This is a genomic window from Micromonospora rhizosphaerae (assembly GCF_900091465.1).
Taxonomy (GTDB): Bacteria; Actinomycetota; Actinomycetes; order Mycobacteriales; family Micromonosporaceae; genus Micromonospora; species Micromonospora rhizosphaerae.
In genome coordinates this window covers 2,252,115-2,273,263 of the sequence record NZ_FMHV01000002.1, presented here as the reverse complement: position 1 = coordinate 2,273,263, position 21,149 = coordinate 2,252,115, and the positions used below count along the sequence as shown (strand labels likewise).

General features: G+C 73.5%; 22 protein-coding genes. 9 read left to right on the top strand and 13 right to left on the bottom strand.

From position 1 onward, the window contains the following. Positions 1 to 18 precede the first annotated feature (18 nt). Positions 19 to 1,404: a hypothetical protein gene (locus GA0070624_RS11040; RefSeq protein ID WP_091339862.1), complete on the top strand. Its 1,386-nt coding sequence runs from the start codon at positions 19 to 21 to the stop codon at positions 1,402 to 1,404. 34 nt (positions 1,405 to 1,438) lie between these two features. Then, positions 1,439 to 2,299, top strand: coding sequence for a 3-methyladenine DNA glycosylase (locus GA0070624_RS11035; RefSeq protein ID WP_091339860.1), 861 nt, complete (start codon positions 1,439 to 1,441; stop codon positions 2,297 to 2,299). An 8-nt stretch (positions 2,300 to 2,307) separates the two neighbouring features. Here GA0070624_RS11035 and GA0070624_RS35670 read toward each other — a convergent pair whose 3' ends face one another. The 8 genes from GA0070624_RS35670 to GA0070624_RS10995 form a co-directional block, all read right to left on the bottom strand. Beyond that, positions 2,308 to 2,622, bottom strand: a complete 315-nt coding sequence (locus tag GA0070624_RS35670; RefSeq protein WP_245718744.1) for a GNAT family N-acetyltransferase — start codon at positions 2,620 to 2,622, stop codon at positions 2,308 to 2,310. Between the two features lie 31 nt (positions 2,623 to 2,653). Further along, entirely contained in the window at positions 2,654 to 3,019 is a 366-nt protein-coding gene (locus GA0070624_RS11025) for a DUF4180 domain-containing protein (RefSeq protein WP_091339859.1), read from the bottom strand. 50 nt (positions 3,020 to 3,069) lie between these two features. Further along, positions 3,070 to 3,495 carry an alternative ribosome rescue aminoacyl-tRNA hydrolase ArfB gene (gene arfB, locus GA0070624_RS11020; RefSeq protein ID WP_091339856.1) on the bottom strand — a complete coding sequence of 142 codons (426 nt, stop codon included), beginning with the start codon at positions 3,493 to 3,495 and terminating at the stop codon, positions 3,070 to 3,072. Positions 3,496 to 3,504: 9 nt separating this feature from the next. After that, a complete protein-coding gene (locus tag GA0070624_RS11015; RefSeq protein WP_091339854.1) occupies positions 3,505 to 3,813 on the bottom strand; it encodes a hypothetical protein in 309 nt (102 codons plus the stop codon). A gap of 105 nt (positions 3,814 to 3,918) precedes the next feature. Beyond that, positions 3,919 to 4,782, bottom strand: coding sequence for a S1C family serine protease (locus GA0070624_RS11010; protein WP_091339851.1), 864 nt, complete (start codon positions 4,780 to 4,782; stop codon positions 3,919 to 3,921). A 45-nt stretch (positions 4,783 to 4,827) separates the two neighbouring features. Beyond that, positions 4,828 to 5,787 carry a VWA domain-containing protein gene (locus tag GA0070624_RS11005; RefSeq protein ID WP_091339848.1) on the bottom strand — a complete coding sequence of 320 codons (960 nt, stop codon included), beginning with the start codon at positions 5,785 to 5,787 and terminating at the stop codon, positions 4,828 to 4,830. Next, the gene (locus GA0070624_RS11000) at positions 5,784 to 6,866 is read right to left on the bottom strand and encodes a DUF58 domain-containing protein (RefSeq protein WP_091339847.1); all 1,083 of its coding nucleotides are present in this window, start codon (positions 6,864 to 6,866) and stop codon (positions 5,784 to 5,786) included. Before GA0070624_RS11000 ends, GA0070624_RS11005 begins: the two co-directional genes overlap by 4 nt. Further along, positions 6,863 to 7,912, bottom strand: coding sequence for an AAA family ATPase (locus GA0070624_RS10995; RefSeq protein WP_091339844.1), 1,050 nt, complete (start codon positions 7,910 to 7,912; stop codon positions 6,863 to 6,865). Before GA0070624_RS10995 ends, GA0070624_RS11000 begins: the two co-directional genes overlap by 4 nt. A 277-nt stretch (positions 7,913 to 8,189) precedes the next feature. Between GA0070624_RS10995 and GA0070624_RS10990 the strand changes: the two genes are divergently transcribed. Next, positions 8,190 to 9,173 (top strand): endonuclease/exonuclease/phosphatase family protein, encoded by a 984-nt coding sequence (locus GA0070624_RS10990; RefSeq protein ID WP_245719141.1) that lies wholly within the window; start codon positions 8,190 to 8,192, stop codon positions 9,171 to 9,173. 17 nt (positions 9,174 to 9,190) lie between these two features. On the opposite strand, the gene cimA is transcribed toward GA0070624_RS10990, so the two are convergent. Continuing rightward, positions 9,191 to 10,771 carry a citramalate synthase gene (gene cimA / locus GA0070624_RS10985; protein WP_091339839.1) on the bottom strand — a complete coding sequence of 527 codons (1,581 nt, stop codon included), beginning with the start codon at positions 10,769 to 10,771 and terminating at the stop codon, positions 9,191 to 9,193. Between the two features lie 362 nt (positions 10,772 to 11,133). On the opposite strand from cimA, the gene GA0070624_RS10980 reads away from it, so the two are divergent. The 4 genes from GA0070624_RS10980 (at position 11,134) to GA0070624_RS10965 (ending at position 13,575) form a co-directional block, all read left to right on the top strand. Further along, positions 11,134 to 11,694 (top strand): peroxiredoxin, encoded by a 561-nt coding sequence (locus tag GA0070624_RS10980; RefSeq protein ID WP_091339836.1) that lies wholly within the window; start codon positions 11,134 to 11,136, stop codon positions 11,692 to 11,694. 2 nt (positions 11,695 to 11,696) lie between these two features. Then, positions 11,697 to 12,227, top strand: a complete 531-nt coding sequence (gene ahpD / locus GA0070624_RS10975) for an alkylhydroperoxidase, AhpD family (RefSeq protein ID WP_091339834.1) — start codon at positions 11,697 to 11,699, stop codon at positions 12,225 to 12,227. An 88-nt stretch (positions 12,228 to 12,315) separates the two neighbouring features. Beyond that, a complete protein-coding gene (locus tag GA0070624_RS10970; RefSeq protein ID WP_091348601.1) occupies positions 12,316 to 12,774 on the top strand; it encodes a PRC-barrel domain-containing protein in 459 nt (152 codons plus the stop codon). Positions 12,775 to 12,834: 60 nt separating this feature from the next. Then, the gene (locus GA0070624_RS10965; RefSeq protein WP_091348598.1) at positions 12,835 to 13,575 is read left to right on the top strand and encodes a tyrosine-protein phosphatase; all 741 of its coding nucleotides are present in this window, start codon (positions 12,835 to 12,837) and stop codon (positions 13,573 to 13,575) included. A 75-nt stretch (positions 13,576 to 13,650) separates the two neighbouring features. Here GA0070624_RS10965 and GA0070624_RS10960 read toward each other — a convergent pair whose 3' ends face one another. Next, complete coding sequence (locus tag GA0070624_RS10960) at positions 13,651 to 14,748, bottom strand: branched-chain amino acid aminotransferase (protein WP_091339831.1); 1,098 nt, start codon at positions 14,746 to 14,748, stop codon at positions 13,651 to 13,653. Between the two features lie 220 nt (positions 14,749 to 14,968). Then, positions 14,969 to 16,000: a 3-isopropylmalate dehydrogenase gene (locus tag GA0070624_RS10955; RefSeq protein WP_091339829.1), complete on the bottom strand. Its 1,032-nt coding sequence runs from the start codon at positions 15,998 to 16,000 to the stop codon at positions 14,969 to 14,971. Positions 16,001 to 16,222: 222 nt separating this feature from the next. Here GA0070624_RS10955 and GA0070624_RS10950 point away from each other — a divergent pair, with 222 nt between their 5' ends. Next, positions 16,223 to 17,098 (top strand): FAD:protein FMN transferase, encoded by an 876-nt coding sequence (locus tag GA0070624_RS10950; RefSeq protein ID WP_091339826.1) that lies wholly within the window; start codon positions 16,223 to 16,225, stop codon positions 17,096 to 17,098. Positions 17,099 to 17,445: 347 nt separating this feature from the next. Further along, positions 17,446 to 17,802 (top strand): hypothetical protein, encoded by a 357-nt coding sequence (locus GA0070624_RS10945; RefSeq protein ID WP_176731662.1) that lies wholly within the window; start codon positions 17,446 to 17,448, stop codon positions 17,800 to 17,802. Positions 17,803 to 17,992: 190 nt separating this feature from the next. Here the strand turns inward: GA0070624_RS10945 and serA are convergent, their stop codons facing one another. Both serA and ilvC read right to left on the bottom strand, forming a co-directional pair. Beyond that, entirely contained in the window at positions 17,993 to 19,591 is a 1,599-nt protein-coding gene (gene serA, locus GA0070624_RS10940) for a phosphoglycerate dehydrogenase (RefSeq protein WP_091339821.1), read from the bottom strand. Between the two features lie 501 nt (positions 19,592 to 20,092). Continuing rightward, positions 20,093 to 21,106 carry a ketol-acid reductoisomerase gene (gene ilvC / locus GA0070624_RS10935; protein ID WP_091339820.1) on the bottom strand — a complete coding sequence of 338 codons (1,014 nt, stop codon included), beginning with the start codon at positions 21,104 to 21,106 and terminating at the stop codon, positions 20,093 to 20,095. Positions 21,107 to 21,149: the final 43 nt, after the last annotated feature.

The window sequence follows — 21,149 nt, the reverse complement described above, 5'->3', positions numbered from 1 at the left end:
GTCCGGAGGTTCGTTCGTATGCCTGCATCGAGACGACACCACAGAGTCCTCGCAGTGTTCGTGCACTGTCTCGGCGTCCTCGCCGCCGTGCCGGCACTGCCCGCCACCGCGCCCCGGGCCGCGGCGGCACCCGCCCACGCCGCACCGGCGCCGGCGGCACCCGCCACACCGGCACAGGCGACACCGGCCGCGCCGGCTCCCGCGGCACCGTCCGGGCCACCGGCCGTGCCCAGCACGCCCGTGCCGCTCCGGCCGCTGCCCTCACCGGTCACCGTGGCGGTGGCACCCGCCAGCACCCCGGCGCCCGCCTACCAGATCCAGGTCCGCAACGCGACCAGCACCCCGGTCGACACCACCGTGCGGCAGGCAGTGCCGCCCGGATCGTCGGCGACCATCGTCACCGCCGGCGGCCGGGCCAGCCGCCCGACCGGACCGGCCGCGGCCAGCGAGGTGACCTGGCGGCTGAAGCTGCCGGCGCGGAGCTCCACCACGCTGAACACCGCGCTCAAGATGACCGCGCCGGGACGGCCGGTGACCGCGCCGGCCTGCGCGTACGGCATCGACGGCACCCGGCCGTACGACTGTGGCACCGCCACCTGGAAGGCGGCGGGCCCGGCGCCGGTGGCGAAGGTGACCGGCGCGCCCGCGTGGCGCCGACCGCCGGTGCTGCTCGGCGCGTTTGCCGCGTTCCTGGTCATCACCGGCGGCGCGCTCTGGTGGTGGAGGCAACGTCGCCGGCGCTCGGCCGTCGCCCCGGCCGTCGCGGCCACCGCCGGGGGGTCGCCGATGGCCGGCGGGGCCGGTGGCCCGGGGGGCCCCGGAACCGTCTACCCGCGCCGGGCCATGCCCCCGTCAGCGGGACGACGGCGCACCCCGCCGGTCTGGCTGGTGGTGGGGGTCGCGGCGGTGGTGGTGGCCGGCGTGGTCGGCACGGCGACCTGGACGGCAACCCGGCGAGCCGCCTCGATCGACACGAAGCAGCAGCCGACCAGCGGCGCCTGGACGGGGAAGACCGTCAGCGGCAGCGTCGGCGTGCCGCTGCGCGAGTCGGCCTTCGAGTTCACCGTCTACCGGGTCGCCTGCGCGATGGCGGGCCAGCCGATCGGCACGACCGGCGGCCGGCAGTGCCAGGCCACCGTCGGGGTGCGCAACCTCACGCCCGAGGAGCAGTCCTGGCACGGCCAACTGCAGCGGGCGTACCTGCCCGGGGGCAACTGGGTGAGCACCGACGAGAACGCCACCCGGGTGGCCAACCTGGGACGGGACGTCTTCGCCGCGCCCGTCGCGGCGGGCAGCCGGGTCGTGCTGCCGCTGGTCTTCACGCTGAACGGCGCACAACCGCCGAAGCAGTTGGAGCTGCGCAGCGGGGTCTTCTCCGCCGGGGTGCGGGTGGACGTGCCCTGACCGGTGGTCGGGCGACGGTCGTACCCTTGGGTCCGTGACCGCCGCCCTCGCCCCCGCCCTCGACGTGGCCGACTGGCAGGCCCGGCGGCGGGCGCACGAGGAGCGGGTGGACGCCTGGCTCGCGCCGCACCTGGCTCGCCGGCGCACCGGGGCGACGCACCCGGTGGAGGACTTCCTCTTCAGCTACTACTCCCACCGCCCCGCCCAACTGCGCCGCTGGCACCCGGGCGCCGGGGTACTGCTGCGCGGGGCGGGCCCGGCCGAGTTCGGCCGGGACTACCTGACCACCGCCGCCGGCCGCACCCTCGACACCGAGGGGGTACGCGCCCGGCGCGCGGAGTCGATCCGGTGGATCCGCACCCTGCTCGCCGCGACCGCCGGCCGTCCGGCGCACTTCGGCTGCTTCGGGATGCACGAGTGGGCGATGGTCTACCGGCAGACCCAGGACGAGGTACGCCACAACGCCTGGCCGCTGCGGCTGAGCCCGGCCGAGACCGCCGCCGTCGTCGAGGAGCGGGGCGTGCGGTGCAGCCACTTCGACGCGTACCGGTTCTTCACCCCGCCGGCCCGCCCGCTGAACCTGCTCACCCCGACCCGGGAGACCCAGTACGCCCTGGAGCAGCCGGGCTGCCTGCACGCCAACATGGACCTCTACAAATGGGCGTACAAGCTCTCTCCGCTGGTGCCCTCGGAGCTGGTCGCGGACTGCTTCGCGCTGGCCCGGGAGATCCGCACGCTGGACATGCGGGCCAGCCCGTACGACCTCGCTGACCTCGGATACCCGCCGGTGCGGGTGGAGACGCCGGAGGGCCGGGCCGAGTACGCCGCCGCGCAGCGCGGCTTCGCCGAGCGGGCCGCCCCACTGCGGGCCCGGCTGCTGGCCGCGCTCGACTGACGGACCGGTCAGCCTGCCCACAGCCCGCGCAGCAGCATCTCGATCACCGCGTCAGGGCAGCCCGCGGGTGGCCGCGGTGCGCCGCCCACTCCGGGGCGAGGATCGACATGACGGTGGCGTCCACGGCTGCCGTACCAGGCCCGCAGCCGCTCGGTGTCGAAGCCGCCGTCGGGCGGGCTGCCGGTGAGCCGGGCGACCTCCGGGTCGGCCAGCGCCACCTCGAAGGCCGCCAGGTCGTCGTCGACGAACGGGCGTAGCACCACGCGCCCGCCGGTGAGCGTGGGCTTGACCGAGAAGCCGGGCGCCTGGTGGTCGACGGACATCCGGCGATTGTCGGCGTCGCCGAAGCCGCCCTCAAACCGTTTTCCGGAGCCGCTCGTCGAGCTCGGCGGGGCTGGCGAGGAACCAGAGCTGGCGGCCCCGGTTGGACTCCCGGACGAAGTCCCGCAGCGGCGCGCTGTCGGCCAGATGCCCAGCGATGTCGCCGACCACGGCCAGCCGCAACCGGTAGTTGACGAACTTCTGCGCGATCTCCCCGGCGACCCCGCTGCGCAGCCGGAAGAAGTCGCCGGTCAGCCGCTCCACCGGCAACACCACCAGCTCGGCGCCGGCGCCGAGGGCCGCCCCGACCACCTCGAGGGCGTCCGCGCCGTCGCGCAGCGGCGCCCCCTCCGCGGGGCAGGCGTACACCGGGATCCCGTGCCGCGTTTCGGTGGTCATGGTCGTGGACCATAGGCCCCGTGCCGGGCCGACCGCGCGCGATTATCGGCTCAGTCGCCGTCGACGCGGCGCTCGCGCTTGCGCTGGGACTGGCGCTTCTTCTCGGCGAGCCGGCGTTCCTTGGCCGCCCGGGAGGGACGGGTGGGGCGGCGCGGCTTCGGCGGCGGGGCGATCGCGTCGCGCAGCAGGGCGACCATCCGTTCCCGGGCCGCCTCCCGGTTGGACAACTGGGTCCGGTGCTCGCTGGCGGCGATGGTCAGCACGCCGTCGACCAGCCGGTTGGCGAGCCGCTCCAGCGCCCGGGCCCGCAGCGGCTCGGGCACGCTCGGCGAGCCGGCCAGGTCGAAGCTCAGCTCGACCCGCGAGTCAGCGGTGTTGACGCCCTGCCCGCCCGGCCCCGAGGAGCGGGAGAAGCGTTCCCGCAGCTCGGCGGAGGGGACCAGCAGCTGGTCATTCACCCGCAGTCCGTCGTCCACCCACTGAGGCTAGCGGTCCGCCCGGACGGTGGGGGTGGGCGACGGCGTCACCGACGGAGCCGGACCCGGATCTGCCCGCTCGTGATCGGGACCGACGGCGGCGTAGGCCACCGCTCCGAGAAGCAGCAGCGCGACCACCCCGATCCTCGTGGTTACCAACCGGATCAGCAACCAGGCGGTGCGGCGAGAGCCCGGCACGCTCTTCTTGATGGTCTGGTAGTCGGCCCATCCGCGGCGCGCCCGTGCGTAGGCCGCACCCAGCAGGCAGCCCATCACGACCCCGAGGGCGAGCAGGACGGAGAAGAGAGGTCGCTCCACCCAAGACAGTATCCACACTCAGCGTGATATTTCCATGGCCCCATGGCGTCGCGCCCGATATCCGACAGCCTCCCTCGCCCGCGCCCGGCCGGGAACTCCGGCAGGTCAGCCACCCCGGCCGATGATGGTGTCGGCGGTCTGCTGAACCTGGTCGATCGGGATGGCGAAGCCGATGCCGATCGAGCCGTTGCCGTCGATGGTGGCGATGGCCGTGTTCACCCCGACCACCTCACCCCGGGCGTTGACCAGCGGTCCCCCGGAGTTGCCGGGGTTGATCGAGGCGTCCGTCTGCACCGCGCTGTGCCGGCCGGAGCCGAGCCGGACCGGCCGGTTGAGCGCGCTGACGATACCGGCGGTCACCGTGCCGGACAGGCCGAGCGGGGAACCGACCGCGAGTACCGGCTCGCCGACCCGGGTGGAGTTCGGCTTGGCCAGCGGCAGCGCGGTGAGCCGGGCCGACGCGGGCACCTTGAGCACGGCGAGGTCGCTGCCCGGCTCCCGTCCCACCACCTCCGCGGTGAGCCGGCGGCCGTCCGGCATCTCCACGGTGACCGGTCCCCCGCCGCCGCGGGCCAGGATGTGGTCGTTGGTGATGATGTGCTGCTGGTCGTCGATGGCGAACCCGGAGCCGGTGGCCCCCGAGCCACCGCCACCGACCATCACCGAGACCACCCCCGGCACGGTCTTCTCGGCGGCGGTGACCAGCTCCGCCGGGACGGGCGCCGCGGAGGCCGCGGTGGGCCCCGGGGCGCCGTCCCGGCTGGCGACCCAGCCGCCGGCCGCCGCGCCGGAGACCGTGGAGAGGGCGATCACCGCCAGCGCGGCCAGCAGCCGGCCGCGCCAGCTCCGCCGCCGCCCCGGGTCCCGACCCGATCCGGGTACGTCCCACCGGATGCGCCCGTCCGGATCGAGGTCCGGCGAGACGAACCAGGGACCGCGCGGCTCGCCCAGCCCGCTCTGCACTGCCATCCGTGCGCTCCTCACCTGTCGTGCGGTCATCACGTGTCGTGCGGTTCAGGGCAGCCGGGAGAACCACCGCAGGGATCCGGCCGCGGCGCCCATCGCGAAGACCAGCCCGAGGCCGATGAACCGGGCCGAGATGTCCTGCCGCTCGGTGCGGTAACCGACCGAGGTCCCGAGGTCCTCGTAGACGGCGCGCAGTTCGGCGCTGCTCGACGCCTCGTGGAAGCGGCCGCCGGTCTCCTCGGCGACCGCCTTGAGGGTCTGCCCGTCGACCGGCACCTGGATGGCCCGACCGCCCCGATCCACCGAGCCGGACGGGGTGCCGAACGAGATGGTGTGCACCGGCACCTGGACCGCCACGGCCTGCGCGGCCGCCTCCATCGGGTCCATGCCGGAGGTGTTCGCCCCGTCGGAGAGGAGGATGATCCGGGCCGGCGGCGGATCCTTCGCGGCCTTGCTGTCCAGGCTCTTCACCGCGGCCAGCGAGGTGCTGATCGCCTCCCCGATGGCGGTCCCCTGCACCCCGGTCAACCCCTCGGCCAGCCGCTCGATCCCCTCGTGCAGCGCCTCCCGGTCGGTGCCCGGCGGAACCATCACCGCGGCGCTACCGGCGAAGGCGACCAGCCCGACGTTGAACTCGTCCGGCAGGCCGTCGACGAAGCGTCGGGCGGCCTCCTTGGCGGCGGTCAGCCGGTCCGGGTCGACGTCGGTGGCGAGCATCGAGGTGGAGACGTCCACCGCGACCATCACGGTGGCCCGTTCCCGGGGCACCCGGACCTCGGCGCTGGGCCGGGCAAAGCCCACCACCAGTAGCGCGAGCATGGCCAGGAAGAGCCCCGCCGGGACGTGCCGGCGCCAGGCCGGTCGCTGCGGCGCCACCCGGTCAAGCAGCCGCAGGTTGGTGAACCGGACGGCGTACCGGCTGCGCCGACGCTGCATCATCAGGTAGCCGGCGACGAGGGCGAGCACGCCGAACAGCAGCCAGAGCCGGGCCGGGGACTGCCAGGTCACGCGCCACCTCCCCGGGCCGCGGCCGGAGCGGCGGCCAGCCGGCGCTGGGCGTGCACGTGCCGGACGATGTCCGCGGTCCAGTCCCGGTCGGTGCGCAGCAGCAGATGGGTCGCCCCGGCCCGGCGCAGCGCCTGGCGTACCTGGTCACGCTGGGCGGCGGCGGCCGCGGCGTACCGCTCCCGCAGCGCGCGGTCGCCGGTCCACACCTCGCGCCGCCGGCCGGTCTCGGGGTCGACCAGGGTGATCAGGCCGACGTCCGGCAGCTCCAGCTCACGCGGGTCGGTCACCTCGACCGCGAGCACCTGGTGCCGGGCGGCGAGCCGGCGCAGGGTCAACTCCCAGGGCGGAGCCCCATCCGGGTCGTCGGGCAGCCCGTCGAGGAAGTCGGAGACCACCACGACCAGGCCGCGCCGGGCGGCCACCCGCTGCACGCCGTCCAGCCCGTCGACCAGCGTCGGCGGGGCGACGACGGCTCCAGCGACGGCTTCAGGTCGCGGCGCGGCGTCAGAGGCGCCGAGCTGGAGTTGTCGAGCCGGGGCGGACTCCTCGTCGTACCCGCCGGTGCGGGGGGCGGCGAGCAGCGCGCGGAGCAGCCCCAGCAGGTGGGTACGCCCGCCGCGGGCCGGGAACCGGCGCAGGCCGCCTGGGCCGAGGATCTGCGCGCCGAGCCGGTTGCCCGCTCCGGCGGTGAGGAAGCCGACGGCGGCAACGGCGGCCACCGCGAGCTCCCGTTTGTCCAACGTGGCCGTGCCGTACTCCATGCTGGGGCTGGCGTCCACCAGCAACCAGGTGGTCAGCTCCCGGTCGGCGTCGACCTCGCGGACGTGCGGAACGGTGGTGCGGGCGGTCACCGCCCAGTCCATCCGGCGCACCTCGTCCTCGCCGGGGCGGTACTCCCGGCTGCCCGCGAATTCGCTGCCCGGACCGGGTAGCAGGCCCCGGTGCTGGCCCTGCAGCAGCCCGTCGAGCCGGCGGGTGACGGTCAGTTCCAGCCGGCGCAGCCGCTGGTCGGGGGCGAGGTCGGCCAGACCGGGGTCGGCCGGGTGGCGCGGTGGCGCCGGGGCGGCGCGGCGCCTCATGCCGCCGCCAGGTCGGGCGCCGCCTCGGGGTGGCCGGTGACGACCCGGGGCGGTGGCACCGCCTCGATCAGCCGGCCGACCACGGACTCGGCGGAGACCCCGTCGGCGACCGCGTCGAAGGAGAGCACCAGCCGGTGGGCGAGCACGTCGACGGCCAGCTCCCGTACGTCCTCCGGCAGCACGTACTCCCGGCCGCGCAGCAGGGCCTGGGCCCGGGCTGCGGCGACCAGGCCGAGGGTGGCCCGGGGGCTTGCCCCGTACGCCAGCAGCGGCGCCATCTCCGGCAGCCCGAACCGGCCGGGATCCCGGGTGGCGAGGATGAGCCGAACGACGTACTCGGCCAGGGCGTGGTGCACGAAGACGTGGCCGGCACGGCGCTGCAGCTCGCGAAGCCGGGCGGGGTCGAGCACCTGGCGGGGTGTCGGCCGGTCCGTGCTCATCCGGTAGAGGATGGCCAGCTCGTCGGCGTCGCTCGGGTAATCGACCACGATCTTCATGAGGAACCGGTCGCGCTGCGCCTCCGGAAGCTGGTACACCCCCTCCGATTCGATCGGGTTCTGGGTGGCGAGCACCAGGAACGGGTCAGGGACCTCCCAGCTGCGCCCGCCGATCGAGACCTGCCGCTCGGCCATCGCCTCCAACAGCGCCGACTGCACCTTGGCCGGCGCCCGGTTGATCTCGTCGGCCAGCACCAGATTGGCCATGATCGGGCCCAGCTCGACGTCGAAGGTCTCGGTCGACGCCCGGTAGATCCGGGTACCGACGATGTCGGAGGGGACCAGGTCGGGGGTGAACTGGATCCGGGAGAAGGTGCCGCCGACCACCGTGGCGAGGGTCTGCGCGGCCAGGGTCTTGGCCACGCCCGGCACGCCCTCGAGCAGGCAGTGTCCGTCCGCGATCAGGGCCGTGAGCAGGCGTTCGACGAGCTGATCCTGCCCGACGATCACGCGTTTGATCTCGAAGAGGGTCTGTTCCAGCTCAACGCCGCTCGCGTCGGCATCGACCGGGCTGGGCAAGCTGGCCAGGGTGTCCGAGATGTCCGTCACGGTGCTTGCTTCCCGTGCCGGTGGGCCGACAAACGTCGGATTATCGGCCCCTCAGCGGCCCTTTGCGGCCGGATCAGGACGACTCGCCCGGGCGCCCCGCAAAGGGGCTCCCGGTACGGCCCGGCCCAGATCCGCCCAGACGGCACGGGCGGCCACAGTCCGCGGCGCGCCGGATGTTCGGGCAACGGCCGGGCGGCGGCAGGAAGGAGGTCAGCGGCGAGCGGCGGGGAGGCACCGGCGGGCAGCGCCGACCCGTACGGTGACCGCCGTGATCCTGTTGACACGGGGGCGGGTCGGCAGCCGGGCCCAGCGGGTGGCGACGGCGGGGTGCTGGCTCACGGTGGTGCCCGGAGTGGCCTGGGCCGCCGTCCGGCTTCCCGGGCTGGAACGGGGACCGCTGGTGCAGGTGGTCGCCTTCACTCCGTACGTCGCCGCCTGGACGCTGGTGCCGCTGGTGCTGGCGCTCGCCCTGCGGCGCCGCTGGCCCGCGGTCGTCGCGGCCGTCACGGCGCTCGCGCTGGCCGCCGCGGTGGCGCCCCGCGCGCTCGCCTCCGGGCAGCCGGCGGCCGGCGGGCCCACCCTGCGGGTGCTCACCGCCAACCTGCTCAAGGGCGCGGCGGATCCGCGCGTGGTGGTGGATCTGGTCCGGGCGCACCGGGTGGACGTGCTGACCGTGCAGGAGTTCACCCCGGCCATCGCGGCCGAGCTGGACCGGCTCGGGTTGGCCGGGCTGCTCCCCTATCGACAGTTGAACGCCGAGGTGGGCACCACCGGCTCCGGGCTCTACGCCCGCTTCCCGATCTCGGAGGTGGGCGTGCGGCGCAACCAGGGCTTCGGCTTCAGTCAGGCGTACGGCACGCTGGCCGTGCCGGGCGCGCCGCCGCTGCGGGTCGAGTCGGCGCACCCGGCCGCCCCGTACGCCGTCGAGGTGGTCCCGGACTGGTGGACCGACCTGCGGGCACAGCCCGCGGCCACCCCGAACGGCAGGCTGAGCATCCTGGCCGGGGACTTCAACGCCACCCTCGACCACGCGCCGCTGCGCGCCCTGCTGCGCACCGGGTACGTCGACGCCGCCGACGCGGCCGGCGCGGGGCTCACCGGCACCTGGGGCCCGTACGACGGGGACCCGATCCCCCCGGTCACCATCGACCACGTCCTGGTGGACCGCCGCATCGCCGTCGGTTCGGTCCAGGTGCACCCCCTCCCCGGCAGCGACCACCGCGCCGTCCTGGCGGAGGTGCGCCTCCCCACGGCACCCTGACCGACCATCGGGAGGCGTCAGACGCGGGCCCGGTCGAGGCCGTAGGTGAGGGCGTCGACGAGGGCGTGCCAGGACGCCTCGACCACGTTCGGATGCACGCCCACCGTGGTCCAGTCCCGGCCCGCACCGGCGGTCTCCACCAGCACCCGGGTCACCGCGCCGGTGCCGTGGCTGCCCTCCAGGATGCGAACCTTGTAGTCGGCCAGCTCGAAGTCGCGCAGCTCCGGGTAGTGCCGGGCGAGCCCGACCCGCAGCGCCTCGTCCAGGGCGTTCACCGGGCCGTTCCCCTCGGCGGTGGCGATCACCCGCTCGCCGCGTACCCGGATCTTGACGGTGGCCTCGGAGACCACCGCGCCGTCCTCGCGGTGCTCGACCAGCACCCGGTACGACTCCAGGGCGAACGGCCGGGGCGCCGCCCGGTCCGGCAGCTCGGAGCGGACCAGCAGTTCGAACGACGCGTCGGCGGCCTCGAACGACCACCCGCCGGCCTCCAGGTCCTTCACCCGCTTCGTCACCCGGGACAGGGTCTCGGGATGGCCGGCCAGGTCCAGGCCCAGCTCGCGGCTCTTGAGCTCGATGCTGGCCCGGCCGGCCATCTCGGTCACCAGGATCCGCATGTCGTTGCCCACCACCGACGGGTCCACGTGGTTGTAGAGCAACGGGTCGACCTTGATCGCGCTCGCGTGCAGCCCCGCCTTGTGGGCGAAGGCGGCGGCCCCGGCGTACGCCTGGTGGGTGTCGGGGGCGATGTTGGCGATCTCGGCGATGGCGTGCGAGACCCGCACCATCTGTTCCAGGCAGCCCTCCGGCAGGATGGGCAGCCCGAGCTTGAGCTGGAGGTTGGCCACCACCGCGAAGATGTCCGCGTTGCCGGGGCGCTCGCCGTACCCGTTGGCGGTGCCCTGGAAGTGCCGCACCCCGGCCTCGACGGCGGCGATGGTGTTGGCCACCGCGCAGGCGGTGTCGTTCTGGCAGTGGATGCCGAGCAGTTCCGGACCGACGCCGAGCCGGCCGGTGAGGTCGGCGATGGCTGCGGTCACCTGGGACGGCAGCATCCCGCCGTTGGTGTCGCAGAGCACCATGCGCTCGGCGCCGGCGGCCAGCGCCGTCTCCACCACCGCGGCGGTGTACGCCGGGTCGTGCCGGTACCCGTCGAAGAAGTGCTCGCCGTCGACGAAGACCCGGCGCCCCTCTCGCACCAGGTGGGTCACCGTGTCGTGGATCATCGCCAGGTTCTCGGCGGCGGTGGTGCGCAGCGCCCGCTCGACGTGCCGCAGGTCAGCCTTGGCGACCAGGGCGATCGCCGGGGTCTGCGCGTCCAGCAGGCCGCGCACCTGCGGGTCGGCGTCCACCGCGATCCCGGCCTTGCGGGTGGCGCCGAACGCGACCAGCACCGCGTGCCGCAGGTCCAGTTCGGTGCGGGCGCGGCGGAAGAACTCGGTGTCCTTCGGCACGGCGCCCGGCCAGCCGCCCTCGATGAAGCCGACCCCGAAGTCGTCGAGCAGGCGGGCCACCGCCAGCTTGTCGACCACTGAGTAGCTGAGCCCCTCGCGCTGAGCGCCGTCGCGCAGCGTCGTGTCGTACACCTGGAAGGTCATGGGAGTCCTCTTCTCGAACCACTACGGGAGCAACAAAAAGACCCCCCGCGGATGCGGGAGGTCTGCGCGCTCGGCGAGGGGAGGGCCGGCGCGCTAGGTGCCAATAATCAGAACGGAGCTGGTCACGATGGGTACTCTGCCATCCCGGTCCTGGGTTTGGGAGGCACAATCCACATATCGGGATGGCGACAGAGGGTTGCCAACACCGGATAGCCGGCCGGGTTCGTCGCGGAACCCGTAGCTGGTGATCGACTTCACAAGTCACTCGGCCGCTGTCCGGCGGAAACAACGCTGCGGAAATATCTGGAACTGATCCAGTTACCGGCCTCGCGCCGCTGACCAGCCGCTGCCAAGGAGGACCTGTGCTCACCGTGGGTGACCGTTTCCCCGAGTACGAACTCACCGCCTGCGTGTCGCTCGACCCGGACAAGGCGTTCGAGACGATCGATCACAAGTCGTACCAGGGTAAGTGGCGGGTGGTCTTCTTCTGGCCGAAGGACTTCACCTTCATCTGCCCGACGGAGATCGCCGAGTTCGGCCGCCTCAACGGTGAGTTCGCCGACCGGGACGCCCAGGTGCTCGGTGTGTCGGTGGACAACGAGTTCGTCCACTACGCCTGGCGCAAGGACCACCCCGACCTGCGGGACCTGCCGTACCCGATGCTCAGCGACATCAAGCGGGAGCTGACCACCGCCTGCGGCGTGCTCGGCGAGGACGGCGTCGCCCAGCGGGCCACCTTCATCGTGGACCCCGACAACGAGATCCAGTTCGTCATGGTGACGGCCGGCTCGGTCGGCCGGAACGTCTCCGAGGTGCTGCGGGTGCTCGACGCGCTGCAGACCGACGAGCTCTGCCCCTGCAACTGGAACAAGGGCGGCGAGACGCTCGACGCCAACGCGCTGCTCGCCGGCGCCGGGGCCTGATCATGGGTCTGGACGCGGTCAAGGCGGCCCTGCCGGAGTACGCCAAGGACATCAAGCTCAACCTCGGCTCGACCATCGCCACCTCGACGCTGACCCCGGTGCAGGCCTGGGGCACCGCCCTGGCCTGCGCGGTGGCGGCGCGCAACCCGATGGTGCTGCGGGAGATCGCCGCCGAGGCGGCCACCCAGCTCAAGCCGGAGGCGATCGAGGCGGCCAAGGGCGCCGCCACGATCATGGCGATGAACAACGTCTACTACCGGGCCAAGCACCTGATCGGCGACGAGCAGTACGCCTCGATGCCGGCCCGGCTGCGGATGCAGATCATCGCCCGTCCCGGCGTGGAGAAGGCCGACTTCGAGCTCTGGTGCCTCGCCGTCTCGGCGATCACCGGCTGTGGAGTGTGCCTGGAGTCGCACGAGAAGACGCTGCGCGGCGCCGGGTTCACCCGGGAGCAGGTGCACGAGGCGCTGCGGATCGCGGCCGTCGTGCACGCCGCCGCGGTGGCCCTCGACGCGGAGGCCGCGCTGGGCTGAACCACCTGGTGTATCGATCTCCGCAATCGGGTAGCAAGGATCCCGACAGGGCACATCCCCGAGAAAGTCGAGAAAGGGAGTGAACGCCATGGAGCGGCTCGACCCTCGAACGACCCACGGGACGCCGGACCCGCTCACCCACGGTGGCGAGGGCGCCTTCGCGGGCGGCGCGCCCGCCGGGCGCTTCGATCCGTGGAGCTACCGGGACGAGGCCGGAGTGACCGGCGTCGACCTGGTCGGCTACAAGGTGGAGGCGAGCGACGGCAGCATCGGCAAGGTGGACCGGGCCAGCTACGAGGTGAACTCCAGTTACCTCGTGGTCGACACCGGGCCGTGGATCTTCGGCAAGAAGGTCATGCTCCCTGCCGGCACCGTCAATCACGCCGACCACGACGAGCGGAAGGTCTACGTCGACCGGAGCAAGGACCAGATCAAGGCCGCGCCCGAGTTCGACGAGACCGTCGACGCCGACCCGGCGTACCGGGACAAGCTCGGCGGCTACTACGACGACACCTACTCGTCGATTCCGCCGGGTACCGCCCGGTAACGGAGGAACCTGCACCGACGGCCGGTGGGGCACCGCCCCGCCGGCCGTTACGGTGTCTGGGTGGACGCCATCGAAACCAGCCGCCGGATCCCGTTCTCCGCCACCTTCAACTTCCGCGACGTCGGCGGATATCCGGGTCACGACGGGCGCACCGTCCGCTGGGGCCGGCTCTACCGGTCCGACTCGCTGCACCGCATCGACGAGACCGACCGGGCGGCGTTCGCCGCGCTCGGCGTCCGCACCGTCATCGATCTGCGCCGTCCGACCGAGGTGGAACGGGACGGCCGGGTCCCCGCGTACGACGGGCTGACCTACCGGCACATCCACCCGGAACACCGGGACTGGGCCGAGATCCGGTACGACCCGGCGCAGAGCCTGGCCCGCTGGCTCGCCGACCGCTACGCGGCCCTCGCGGAGACCGGCACGGCCGGGCTGGCCGAGGCGGTCGGGCTGATCGCCGACAGCGCGAACGCGCCGGTGGTGGTGCACTGCGTGGCCGGCAAGGACCGCACCGGTATCGTCTGCGCGCTGACCCTCGCCGTGCTCGGCGTGGCCGACGACGACATCGCCGCCGACTACGCGCTGAGCACCGAAGCGTCGGAGCGGTTCAGCGCCTGGCTCGCCGCCACCACCCCGGACGGCGGGAAGCTGCCCAAGCCGTTCCTCGCCTCGCCCGCCGAGGCGATGACGCTCTTCCTCGCCGAACTCCGCGCGGGGTACGGCTCGGTGGAGGGCTACCTGCGCCACGCCGGGGTGACCGACGCCCAGCTCGCCGCCCTCCGCGACCATCTGCTCGACTGATCGGGGACGCGGCCCGACGTCAGCGCCGTCCCGCCGGCCACTGCATGAGTGACCGGAGGGACGGCGCGAGTGGAGCTACAGGACCCGCTGGACCCAGCCGTGCGGGTCCTCGGCCCGGCCACGCTGGACGTCGACCAGCCGCTGACGCAGATCCATCGTGGACCGGCCCGGCTCGCCGCCCCCGATGAGGAACTCGCCGTCCGGGAAGCGCACGCAGCCGATCGGCGTGATCACGGCGGCGGTGCCGCAGGCGAAGACCTCACGCAGCCGCCCGCTGGCGGCGTCCGCCTGCCAGTCGGCGAAGCTGATCGGCCGCTCCTCGACCCGATGCCCCGCCTCGGCGGCCAGGGTGAGGATCGCGTCCCGGGTGATCCCGGGCAGGATCGTGCCGGTCAGCGGCGGGGTGACCAGGGTGTTGTCGTCGTAGACGAAGAAGACGTTCATGCCGCCCAGCTCGTCGACGAACCGGCGCTCCACCGCGTCCAGGAAGACCACCTGGTCGCAGCCGGCGTCGATCGCTTCCGCTTGGGCGACCAGCGAGGCGGCGTAGTTGCCGCCGCACTTCGCCGCGCCGGTGCCGCCCGGGGCGGCGCGGGTGTAGTCCGGCGAGACCCAGACCGTGATCGGCTTGACCCCGCCCGGGAAATACGCCCCGGCCGGCGAGGCGATGACCAGGTAGAGGTACTCGTTGGCCGGCCGGACGCCGAGGAAGACCTCGTTGGCGAACATGAACGGCCGCAGGTAGAGGCTCGCGTCCTCCTGCTCGGGGATCCAGTCCCGGTCGATCTCGACCAGCCGGCGCAGCGACTCGACGAAGGTCTCCGCCGGCAGCTCCGGCATCGCCATCCGCCGCGCGGAGGCGGCGAAGCGGGCCGCGTTGGCCTCCGGTCGGAACATGGTCACCGCACCGTCGGCGGTGCGGTACGCCTTGAGCCCCTCGAAGATCTCCTGGGCGTAGTGCAGGACCGCGCTCGCCGGGTCCAGCGGGATCGGTCCGCGCGCCTCGACCCGGGCGTCGTACCAGCCCTTCCCCTCGGCGTAGCGGATCGTCACCATGTGGTCGGTGAAGACCCGGCCGAACCCGGGGTTGGCCAGCAGGGCGGCCCGGTCGGCGGCGGATACCGGCGCGGGATTCGGACGGATCTCGAATTCGAGCTTGTCACCACCGCTCATCGCGCTGACCTCCCTGCGGGTTCACGGCACGCGGGACCGCACGCCGACGTCACTGGTGCCAGAAACTTACCCCGAACGGTCGTTCAGGGGATAGCCGCGCCCGGACAGATCCAGTGCTCCGCATGGCGGACACGGCGGCGTTCACCGCCACCTCGACCAGGGGCGGACAGGTCCGGACCCGGGTCTGGCCACCCGGATCCGGGCCGGCCGAGCGGCCCGGTCAGGCTACGGCGTACCCGGCGAGCCGGTCGCCGACCTCGTCCGTCCGCAGCGACGCGCCCGGGGTCCGGCCGGCCAGCTCGGTGGCGACGGCGGCGGTGACCCGCGCGGCGGCGTCGGCGTGACCGAGCTGGTCGAGCAGGAGCGCGGCGGAGAGCACCGCGGCCACCGGGTCGGCGACGCCCCGGTCGGCGATGTCCGGGGCCGAGCCGTGCACCGGCTCGAACATCGAGGGGTAGCGCCCCTCCGGGTTGATGCAACCGCTGGCCGCCAGCCCGATGCCGCCGGTCACCGCGGCGGCGATGTCGGTGAGGATGTCGCCGAAGAGGTTGTCGGTGACCACCACGTCGTACCGCTGGGGCTGGGTGACCAGGAACATCGCCGCCGCGTCGACGTGCTGGTATTCCGTGGTGACGTCCGGGTGCTCGGCGGCGACCGCCTCGAAGGTGCGGGCCCAGAGCGAGCCGGCGTGGGTGAGCACGTTGGTCTTGTGCACCAGGGTGACCTTGCGCCGCTCCCGGCGGCGGGCCCGGGCGAAGGCGTCGCGGATCACCCGCTCCACGCCGTGCCGGGTGTTCAGGCTCTCCTCGGTGGCCACCTCGGCGGGGGTGTCCCGGTGCAGCGATCCGCCGGCGCCGGCGTAGAGGCCCTCGGTGCCCTCGCGGACCACGACCAGGTCGACCTCGCCGGGCTTGACGCTGGCCAGCGGGCCGGAGATCCCCGGCCAGAGCCGGGACGGGCGCAGGTTGACGTACTGGTCGAAGGCGAACCGCAGCTTGAGCAGCAGGCCCCGTTCCAGCACCCCCGGCGGGACGGTCGGGTCGCCGACCGCGCCGAGCAAGATGGCGTCGTGCCCGGCCAGCTCGGCCAGCACCGAGTCGGGCAGCACCTCACCGGTGCGGTGGTAGCGGGCGGCGCCGAGGTCGTACTCGGTGGCCTCGACCCCGGGGAGCACGGCGTCGAGGACCTTGCGGGCCTGCGCGACCACCTCGGGTCCGATCCCGTCCCCGGCCACCACCGCGATCCGTGCCACCTGCGCTCCTCACCTCGTCGTTCCCGTGAACGGTACGTCCACGTCCCGGCTCCCGGTACGCATCTTCCACTATTCGGGATATCGGGATGCTCAGGAGGCTCCCAGGTGACATTCATGGTGCGGTCATCTCCGCTGCCTATGGTCGGAGACGAAACGGGTCACGGGGGCCCGTGACGGGCTTCGCCGCGTCGCCGCGGCGCCGTCAGCGAAGGAGCAGGTGCCATGCGGATCGACGAGCAGCCACGGGCCCGATGGGCCAACGAGCAGCCCCGGACCCGGTGGGTGGACCAGGGGGCGTTCCTGAGCCGCCGTCCCGACCTGCGGCTGGGCACGCGCAGCCACCGGCTGGACCGGGCGGGCGGAACCGCCGTCGACCGGATCAGCGTGCAGCACACCGTCCGCACCTCCACCGCGGAGTACTCGCTGCTGCTCAACGCGCCCGAGTGGCTCGGCCGGCGGGGCGTCGGGGAGGCGCTGCGGGATGCGGTGGCCGAGCTACGCGCCATCGACCTGACCTACGGGCCGGCCCGGCCGGACAGCCTGGTCTCCCGGCTGCGCCGGGGCGAGATCGCCCCGGAGTCGTACCCGCCGCTGGCCGATCTGGTGGACCGCTGCGCCGCGATGCGGGCGGCAACCGACGGCTGGTTCGACGCCTGGGCGGTGCCCGGCGGCTTCGACCCGGGCGGCCTGCTCGGCGGCTGGGCGGTGGAACGGGCCGCGGCCCGGCTGCGCGCCGGCGGCATCCACGACTACGCCGTGCTCAGCGGCGCCGACCTGGTGGTACGCGGCCACGCCGCGCACGGCGGCCCCTGGCGGGTCGCGGTGCACCACCCGACCGACGCCCGGCGGACCCCGCTGGTGCTGGAGATGACGGCCGGCGCGGTGGGCACCTCCGGAGTGACCGGCCGCCACGGGCACGTGGTGGACCCGCACACCGGCGAGCCGGCCGACCAGCTCGTCGCCGCCACCGTTGTCGGGCCCGATCTGGCGGTCGCCGACGCCTACGCCACCGCGCTCTACGCCGCCGGCCCGGCCGGGCTGGACTGGTTCCGCAACGGCTCCGACTACCGGGCGCTCTTCGCCCACCGCCGCCGCTGACGGCGGCTACACCTCGACCCTCCCGCAGCCCGGCCTCGCATTCCGGACGCGGGCCGCGATCGACCCCCACGGTCTCGGCAACGACCGTGGGGGTCGGTCAGCGACGAGTGCGCGTGGCTCGCGCAATCGAGGGGTGCGGACCGGTTGGCCGGACGCCCGACCACGCCACCCGAAGACGGGCCGACGCCACGACTCAGCCAGTGACCGCACCGGTACGCTAGCCAATTGACGCAACTGGAGCAAGACTCTCCACAACGGACCGTCGCGCGGCCCGATCGGCAGCCCGGGGGCTGGCCTGCGGTGGGGCAGGCGTGACGCCGAGGGCCGAGGATGGCACGCTGTCCGCCGTGAGTTTCGATCTGAGCGTGTGGGCCCTGCCGGACGGGGCCACGCCCGACGAGGTGCGGGCAGCGGTGCAACGGTGCCGCGAGGGGCGGCACGGCGAGCGTCACCCCGACCCACGGGTGGTCGGCTTCTACCGGGCGATCACCGCCGCCTATCCCGACCGCCCGGCCGGGCCGGGCACCCCCTGGGAGGTCACGCCGCTGCACGCGGCCGGCGACCACGTCGAGATGAACCTCTTTCCCACTTGCGCGGACCAGGTCCTGCTCGACATCGAGCGGCTGGCCGGCGAGCACAACCTGATGCTCTTCGACGCCCAGGACGGCTCGGTCTACCCACCGCCCGCCCGCGCCACCCCCTGACCCCTCTCCCTCCCCCGTCCACCCGCCCCACCCGTCGCTGGGCGCGTCGCGCGCTTTCCCGGAAAGCATGGCCATTCCCGCCGGCAGAGCCCCTGTTTCGGAGAAGGTGGCGTCTGAGGGGAGGCGGAGGGTCGCGGAGACGACGAGGGGCCCGGCCGCACGGCCGGGCCCCCGATGTGTCGTGTGTGGACTACTCGTCGCGAAGGTCCGCGGCGCTGGCCGCGACCGCGCCGATCGAGTCGGCCGCCGAGGTGAGCAGGTCCGCGCCGAGCGCCTGGTCGACGGTGAGCGTCATCAGGGTCTCGCCGCCGGCCTCCCGACGGGCGACCTGCATCGCGGCGATGTTGATGCCGGCCTCGCCGAGCAGGGTGCCGACGGTGCCGACCACGCCCGGCCGGTCGACGTAGCGCAGGAAGACCAGGATGCCCTCCGCGCCGATCTCCACGTCGAAGCCATCCACCTCGGTCAGCTTGATGACGTCGCGGGTGCCCGTCTGCGTCACCGTGCCGGAGACGCTGACCGTCCGGCCGTCCGGCAGCGCGCCGCGGACCGTCACCAGGTTGGCGTGGTCGACCGTCTCGGAGTGGGTCGTCAGGGTCACCTCGACCCCCCGCTCGGCGGCCAGGTGCGGTGCGTTGACGTAGGTGACCTGCTCCTCCACCACCGAGCTGAACAGCCCCTTGGTGGCGGCGAGCTTGAGCACCGATACGTCGTTGTTGACGATCTCGCCGCGCACCTCGACGGTGACGCTGGCGGCCACCCCGCCGGCCACCGCGGTGAAGGCCCGGCCTAGCTTCTCGGCCAGCGGCAGCAGCGGGCGGACGTCCTCGGCGACCACGCCGCCGGCCTGCACGTTGACCGCGTCCGGCACGAACTCGCCCTGCAGCGCCAGCTTCACGCTCCTGGCCACGGCCAGGCCGGCCTTGTCCTGCGCCTCGTTGGTGGAGGCGCCCAGGTGCGGGGTGGCCACCACGTTGTCGAACGCGAACAGCGGCGAGGAGGTGCAGGGCTCCTTGGCGTACACGTCGACGCCGGCGCCGGCGACCCGACCCTCGGCGATCGCGTCCGCCAGGGCCTGCTCGTCGACCAGCCCGCCCCGGGCGGCGTTGATGATCCGGACGCCCGGCTTGACGATCGACAGCTCCTTCTCGCCGATCAGGCCCACGGTCTCCGGGGTCTTGGGCAGGTGGATCGAGATGAAGTCGCTCTCCCGCAGCAACTCCTCCAGCCCTACCAGGCGGACGCCGAGCTGCGCGGCCCGGGCCGGCTGGATGTACGGGTCGTACGCGATCAGCCGGGTGCCGAAGGCGGCGATCCGCTGCGCGAAGAGCACGCCGATGCGGCCGAGGCCGACCACGCCCACGGTCTTGCCCTGCAGCTCGACGCCGGTGTACTTGGACCGCTTCCACTCCCCCGCCTTCAGTGCGGCGCTGGCGGCGGCGGTGTTCCGCGCGACGGCGAGCAGCAGCGCGACGGCCTGCTCGGCGGCGGAGACGATGTTGGAGGTGGGGGCGTTGACGACCATGACGCCCCGCGCGGTGGCGGCCGGCACCTCGACGTTGTCCAGGCCGACGCCGGCCCGGGCGACCACCTTCAGGCGCGGCGCGGCGGCGATCGCCTCCGCGTCGATCTGCGTGGCGCTGCGTACGATCACCGCGTCGGCCTCAGAGAGCGCGGAGAGCAGGGCCGGGCGGTCGGTGCCGTCGACGTGGCGGACGTCGAAGTCGTGCGCGAGCACCTCGATGGCGGCGGGAGCGAGTTCTTCGGCGATCAGTACGACAGGATTCATTGGTCCTCGTAGACGTCGTATGCGGTCGGCTCGGGGCGACGGGACGCCGCGCTGCGCCCTGCGCTGATCCGTGCCATGGCCGTTCGGTGCCGGCTATGCACCTATCAGGGATGGTAGGGGGCTCACCGGCCGGCGTGTCCCGGACCGTGGGGTGAGGGCCCTCACACAGGGTTATCGCACGGCGTAGTCCCCCCACTCGCCCGGCTCGACCCCCTCCGGTACGACCCACGGCTGGCCGAGGCGTTGGTCACCCGGTCCCACCAGGTGAGCGGACTGCCCGGCTCGACCGTGCGCCGCACGGCGGTGGCGGAGGAAGCGGCCGGCCAAGCCACGCGGTTCGCGGGATGTCGCGCTGTCCGGCGGTCGGAAGACGCCGACATCCCGTACGTCGAGTAGCTCAGCGCCGCATACGGCGGCGGCCCGCGGCCCGACGCCGGGGAGAGCGTCGGGTCGCGGGCCGCCGGTGGGCCGCCGGGGCCTCGCGGCGGCCGACGGGACCGCTCAGGCGGTCTCGGTGATGGGCCGGTCGACCCAGCTCATCATGGAGCGCAGCTTCTGCCCGGTCTCCTCGATCGGGTGCGCCGCCCCCTCGGCCCGCCACTTGGCGAAGTTCGGCCGGCCCGCCTCGTCCTCGGCCACCCACTCGCGGGCGAACTCGCCGGACTGGATCTCGCCGAGGATCTTGCGCATCTCCTCCTTGACCCGGGCGTCGATGACCCGGGGGCCGCGGGAGAGGTCGCCGTACTCGGCGGTGTCGGAGACGCTGTAGCGCATCCGGGCGATCCCGCCCTCGTACATCAGGTCGACGATGAGCTTCAGCTCGTGCAGGCACTCGAAGTAGGCCACCTCGGGGGCGTAGCCGGCCTCGGTGAGCACCTCGAAGCCGGTCTGCACCAACGCCGCCGCGCCGCCGCAGAGCACCGCCTGCTCGCCGAAGAGGTCGGTCTCCGTCTCCTCCTTGAAGGTGGTCTTGATCGCGCCGGCCCGGGTGCCACCGATCGCCTTCGCGTACGACAGGGCCAGGGCGAACGCGTTGCCGCTCGCGTCCTGCTCCACGGCGACCAGGCAGGGCACACCCTTGCCGTCCACGTACTGGCGGCGGACCAGGTGACCGGGGCCCTTCGGGGCGACCATCGCCACGTCGACGTCAGCCGGGGGCTTGATCAGGTCGTACCGGATGTTGAAGCCGTGGCCGAAGAAGAGCGCCTTGCCGGAGGCGAGGTTGGGCGCGATCGCCTCGGCGTAGAGGGCGCGCTGGGCGGTGTCCGGCGCCAGGATCATGATGACGTCGGCCTCGGCCGCCGCCTCGGCCGGGGTGAGCACGCGCAGGCCCTGTTCCTCGGCCTTCGGCCGGCTCTTCGAGCCGACCGGCAGGCCGACCACCACGTCGACGCCGGAGTCGCGCAGCGACAGCGCGTGGGCGTGGCCCTGGCTGCCGTACCCGATCACGGCGACCTTGCGGCCCTGGATCAGGCCCAGGTCGGCGTCGTCGTCGTAGTACACCTCAACGGTCATTTGACTTCCCTTTCGTACGGCGGTCCGGACGGCCCGTCGGTGG

What these genes read in the sequence shown, in the direction of transcription:
- GA0070624_RS35670 (WP_245718744.1), bottom strand. Translation starts at nt 2,622, where the DNA reads ATGTCCGTCGACCACCAGGCGCCCGGCTTCTCGGTCAAGCCCACGCTC.
- serA (WP_091339821.1), bottom strand. Translation starts at nt 19,591, where the DNA reads ATGAATCCTGTCGTACTGATCGCCGAAGAACTCGCTCCCGCCGCCATC.
- cimA (WP_091339839.1), bottom strand. Translation starts at nt 10,771, where the DNA reads ATGACCTTCCAGGTGTACGACACGACGCTGCGCGACGGCGCTCAGCGC.
- ilvC (WP_091339820.1), bottom strand. Translation starts at nt 21,106, where the DNA reads ATGACCGTTGAGGTGTACTACGACGACGACGCCGACCTGGGCCTGATC.
- GA0070624_RS11000 (WP_091339847.1), bottom strand. Translation starts at nt 6,866, where the DNA reads ATGAGGCGCCGCGCCGCCCCGGCGCCACCGCGCCACCCGGCCGACCCC.
- GA0070624_RS10970 (WP_091348601.1), top strand. Translation starts at nt 12,316, where the DNA reads ATGGAGCGGCTCGACCCTCGAACGACCCACGGGACGCCGGACCCGCTC.
- ahpD (WP_091339834.1), top strand. Translation starts at nt 11,697, where the DNA reads ATGGGTCTGGACGCGGTCAAGGCGGCCCTGCCGGAGTACGCCAAGGAC.
- GA0070624_RS10960 (WP_091339831.1), bottom strand. Translation starts at nt 14,748, where the DNA reads ATGAGCGGTGGTGACAAGCTCGAATTCGAGATCCGTCCGAATCCCGCG.
- GA0070624_RS11010 (WP_091339851.1), bottom strand. Translation starts at nt 4,782, where the DNA reads ATGGCAGTGCAGAGCGGGCTGGGCGAGCCGCGCGGTCCCTGGTTCGTC.
- GA0070624_RS10950 (WP_091339826.1), top strand. Translation starts at nt 16,223, where the DNA reads ATGCGGATCGACGAGCAGCCACGGGCCCGATGGGCCAACGAGCAGCCC.
- GA0070624_RS11025 (WP_091339859.1), bottom strand. Translation starts at nt 3,019, where the DNA reads ATGACCACCGAAACGCGGCACGGGATCCCGGTGTACGCCTGCCCCGCG.
- GA0070624_RS11040 (WP_091339862.1), top strand. Translation starts at nt 19, where the DNA reads ATGCCTGCATCGAGACGACACCACAGAGTCCTCGCAGTGTTCGTGCAC.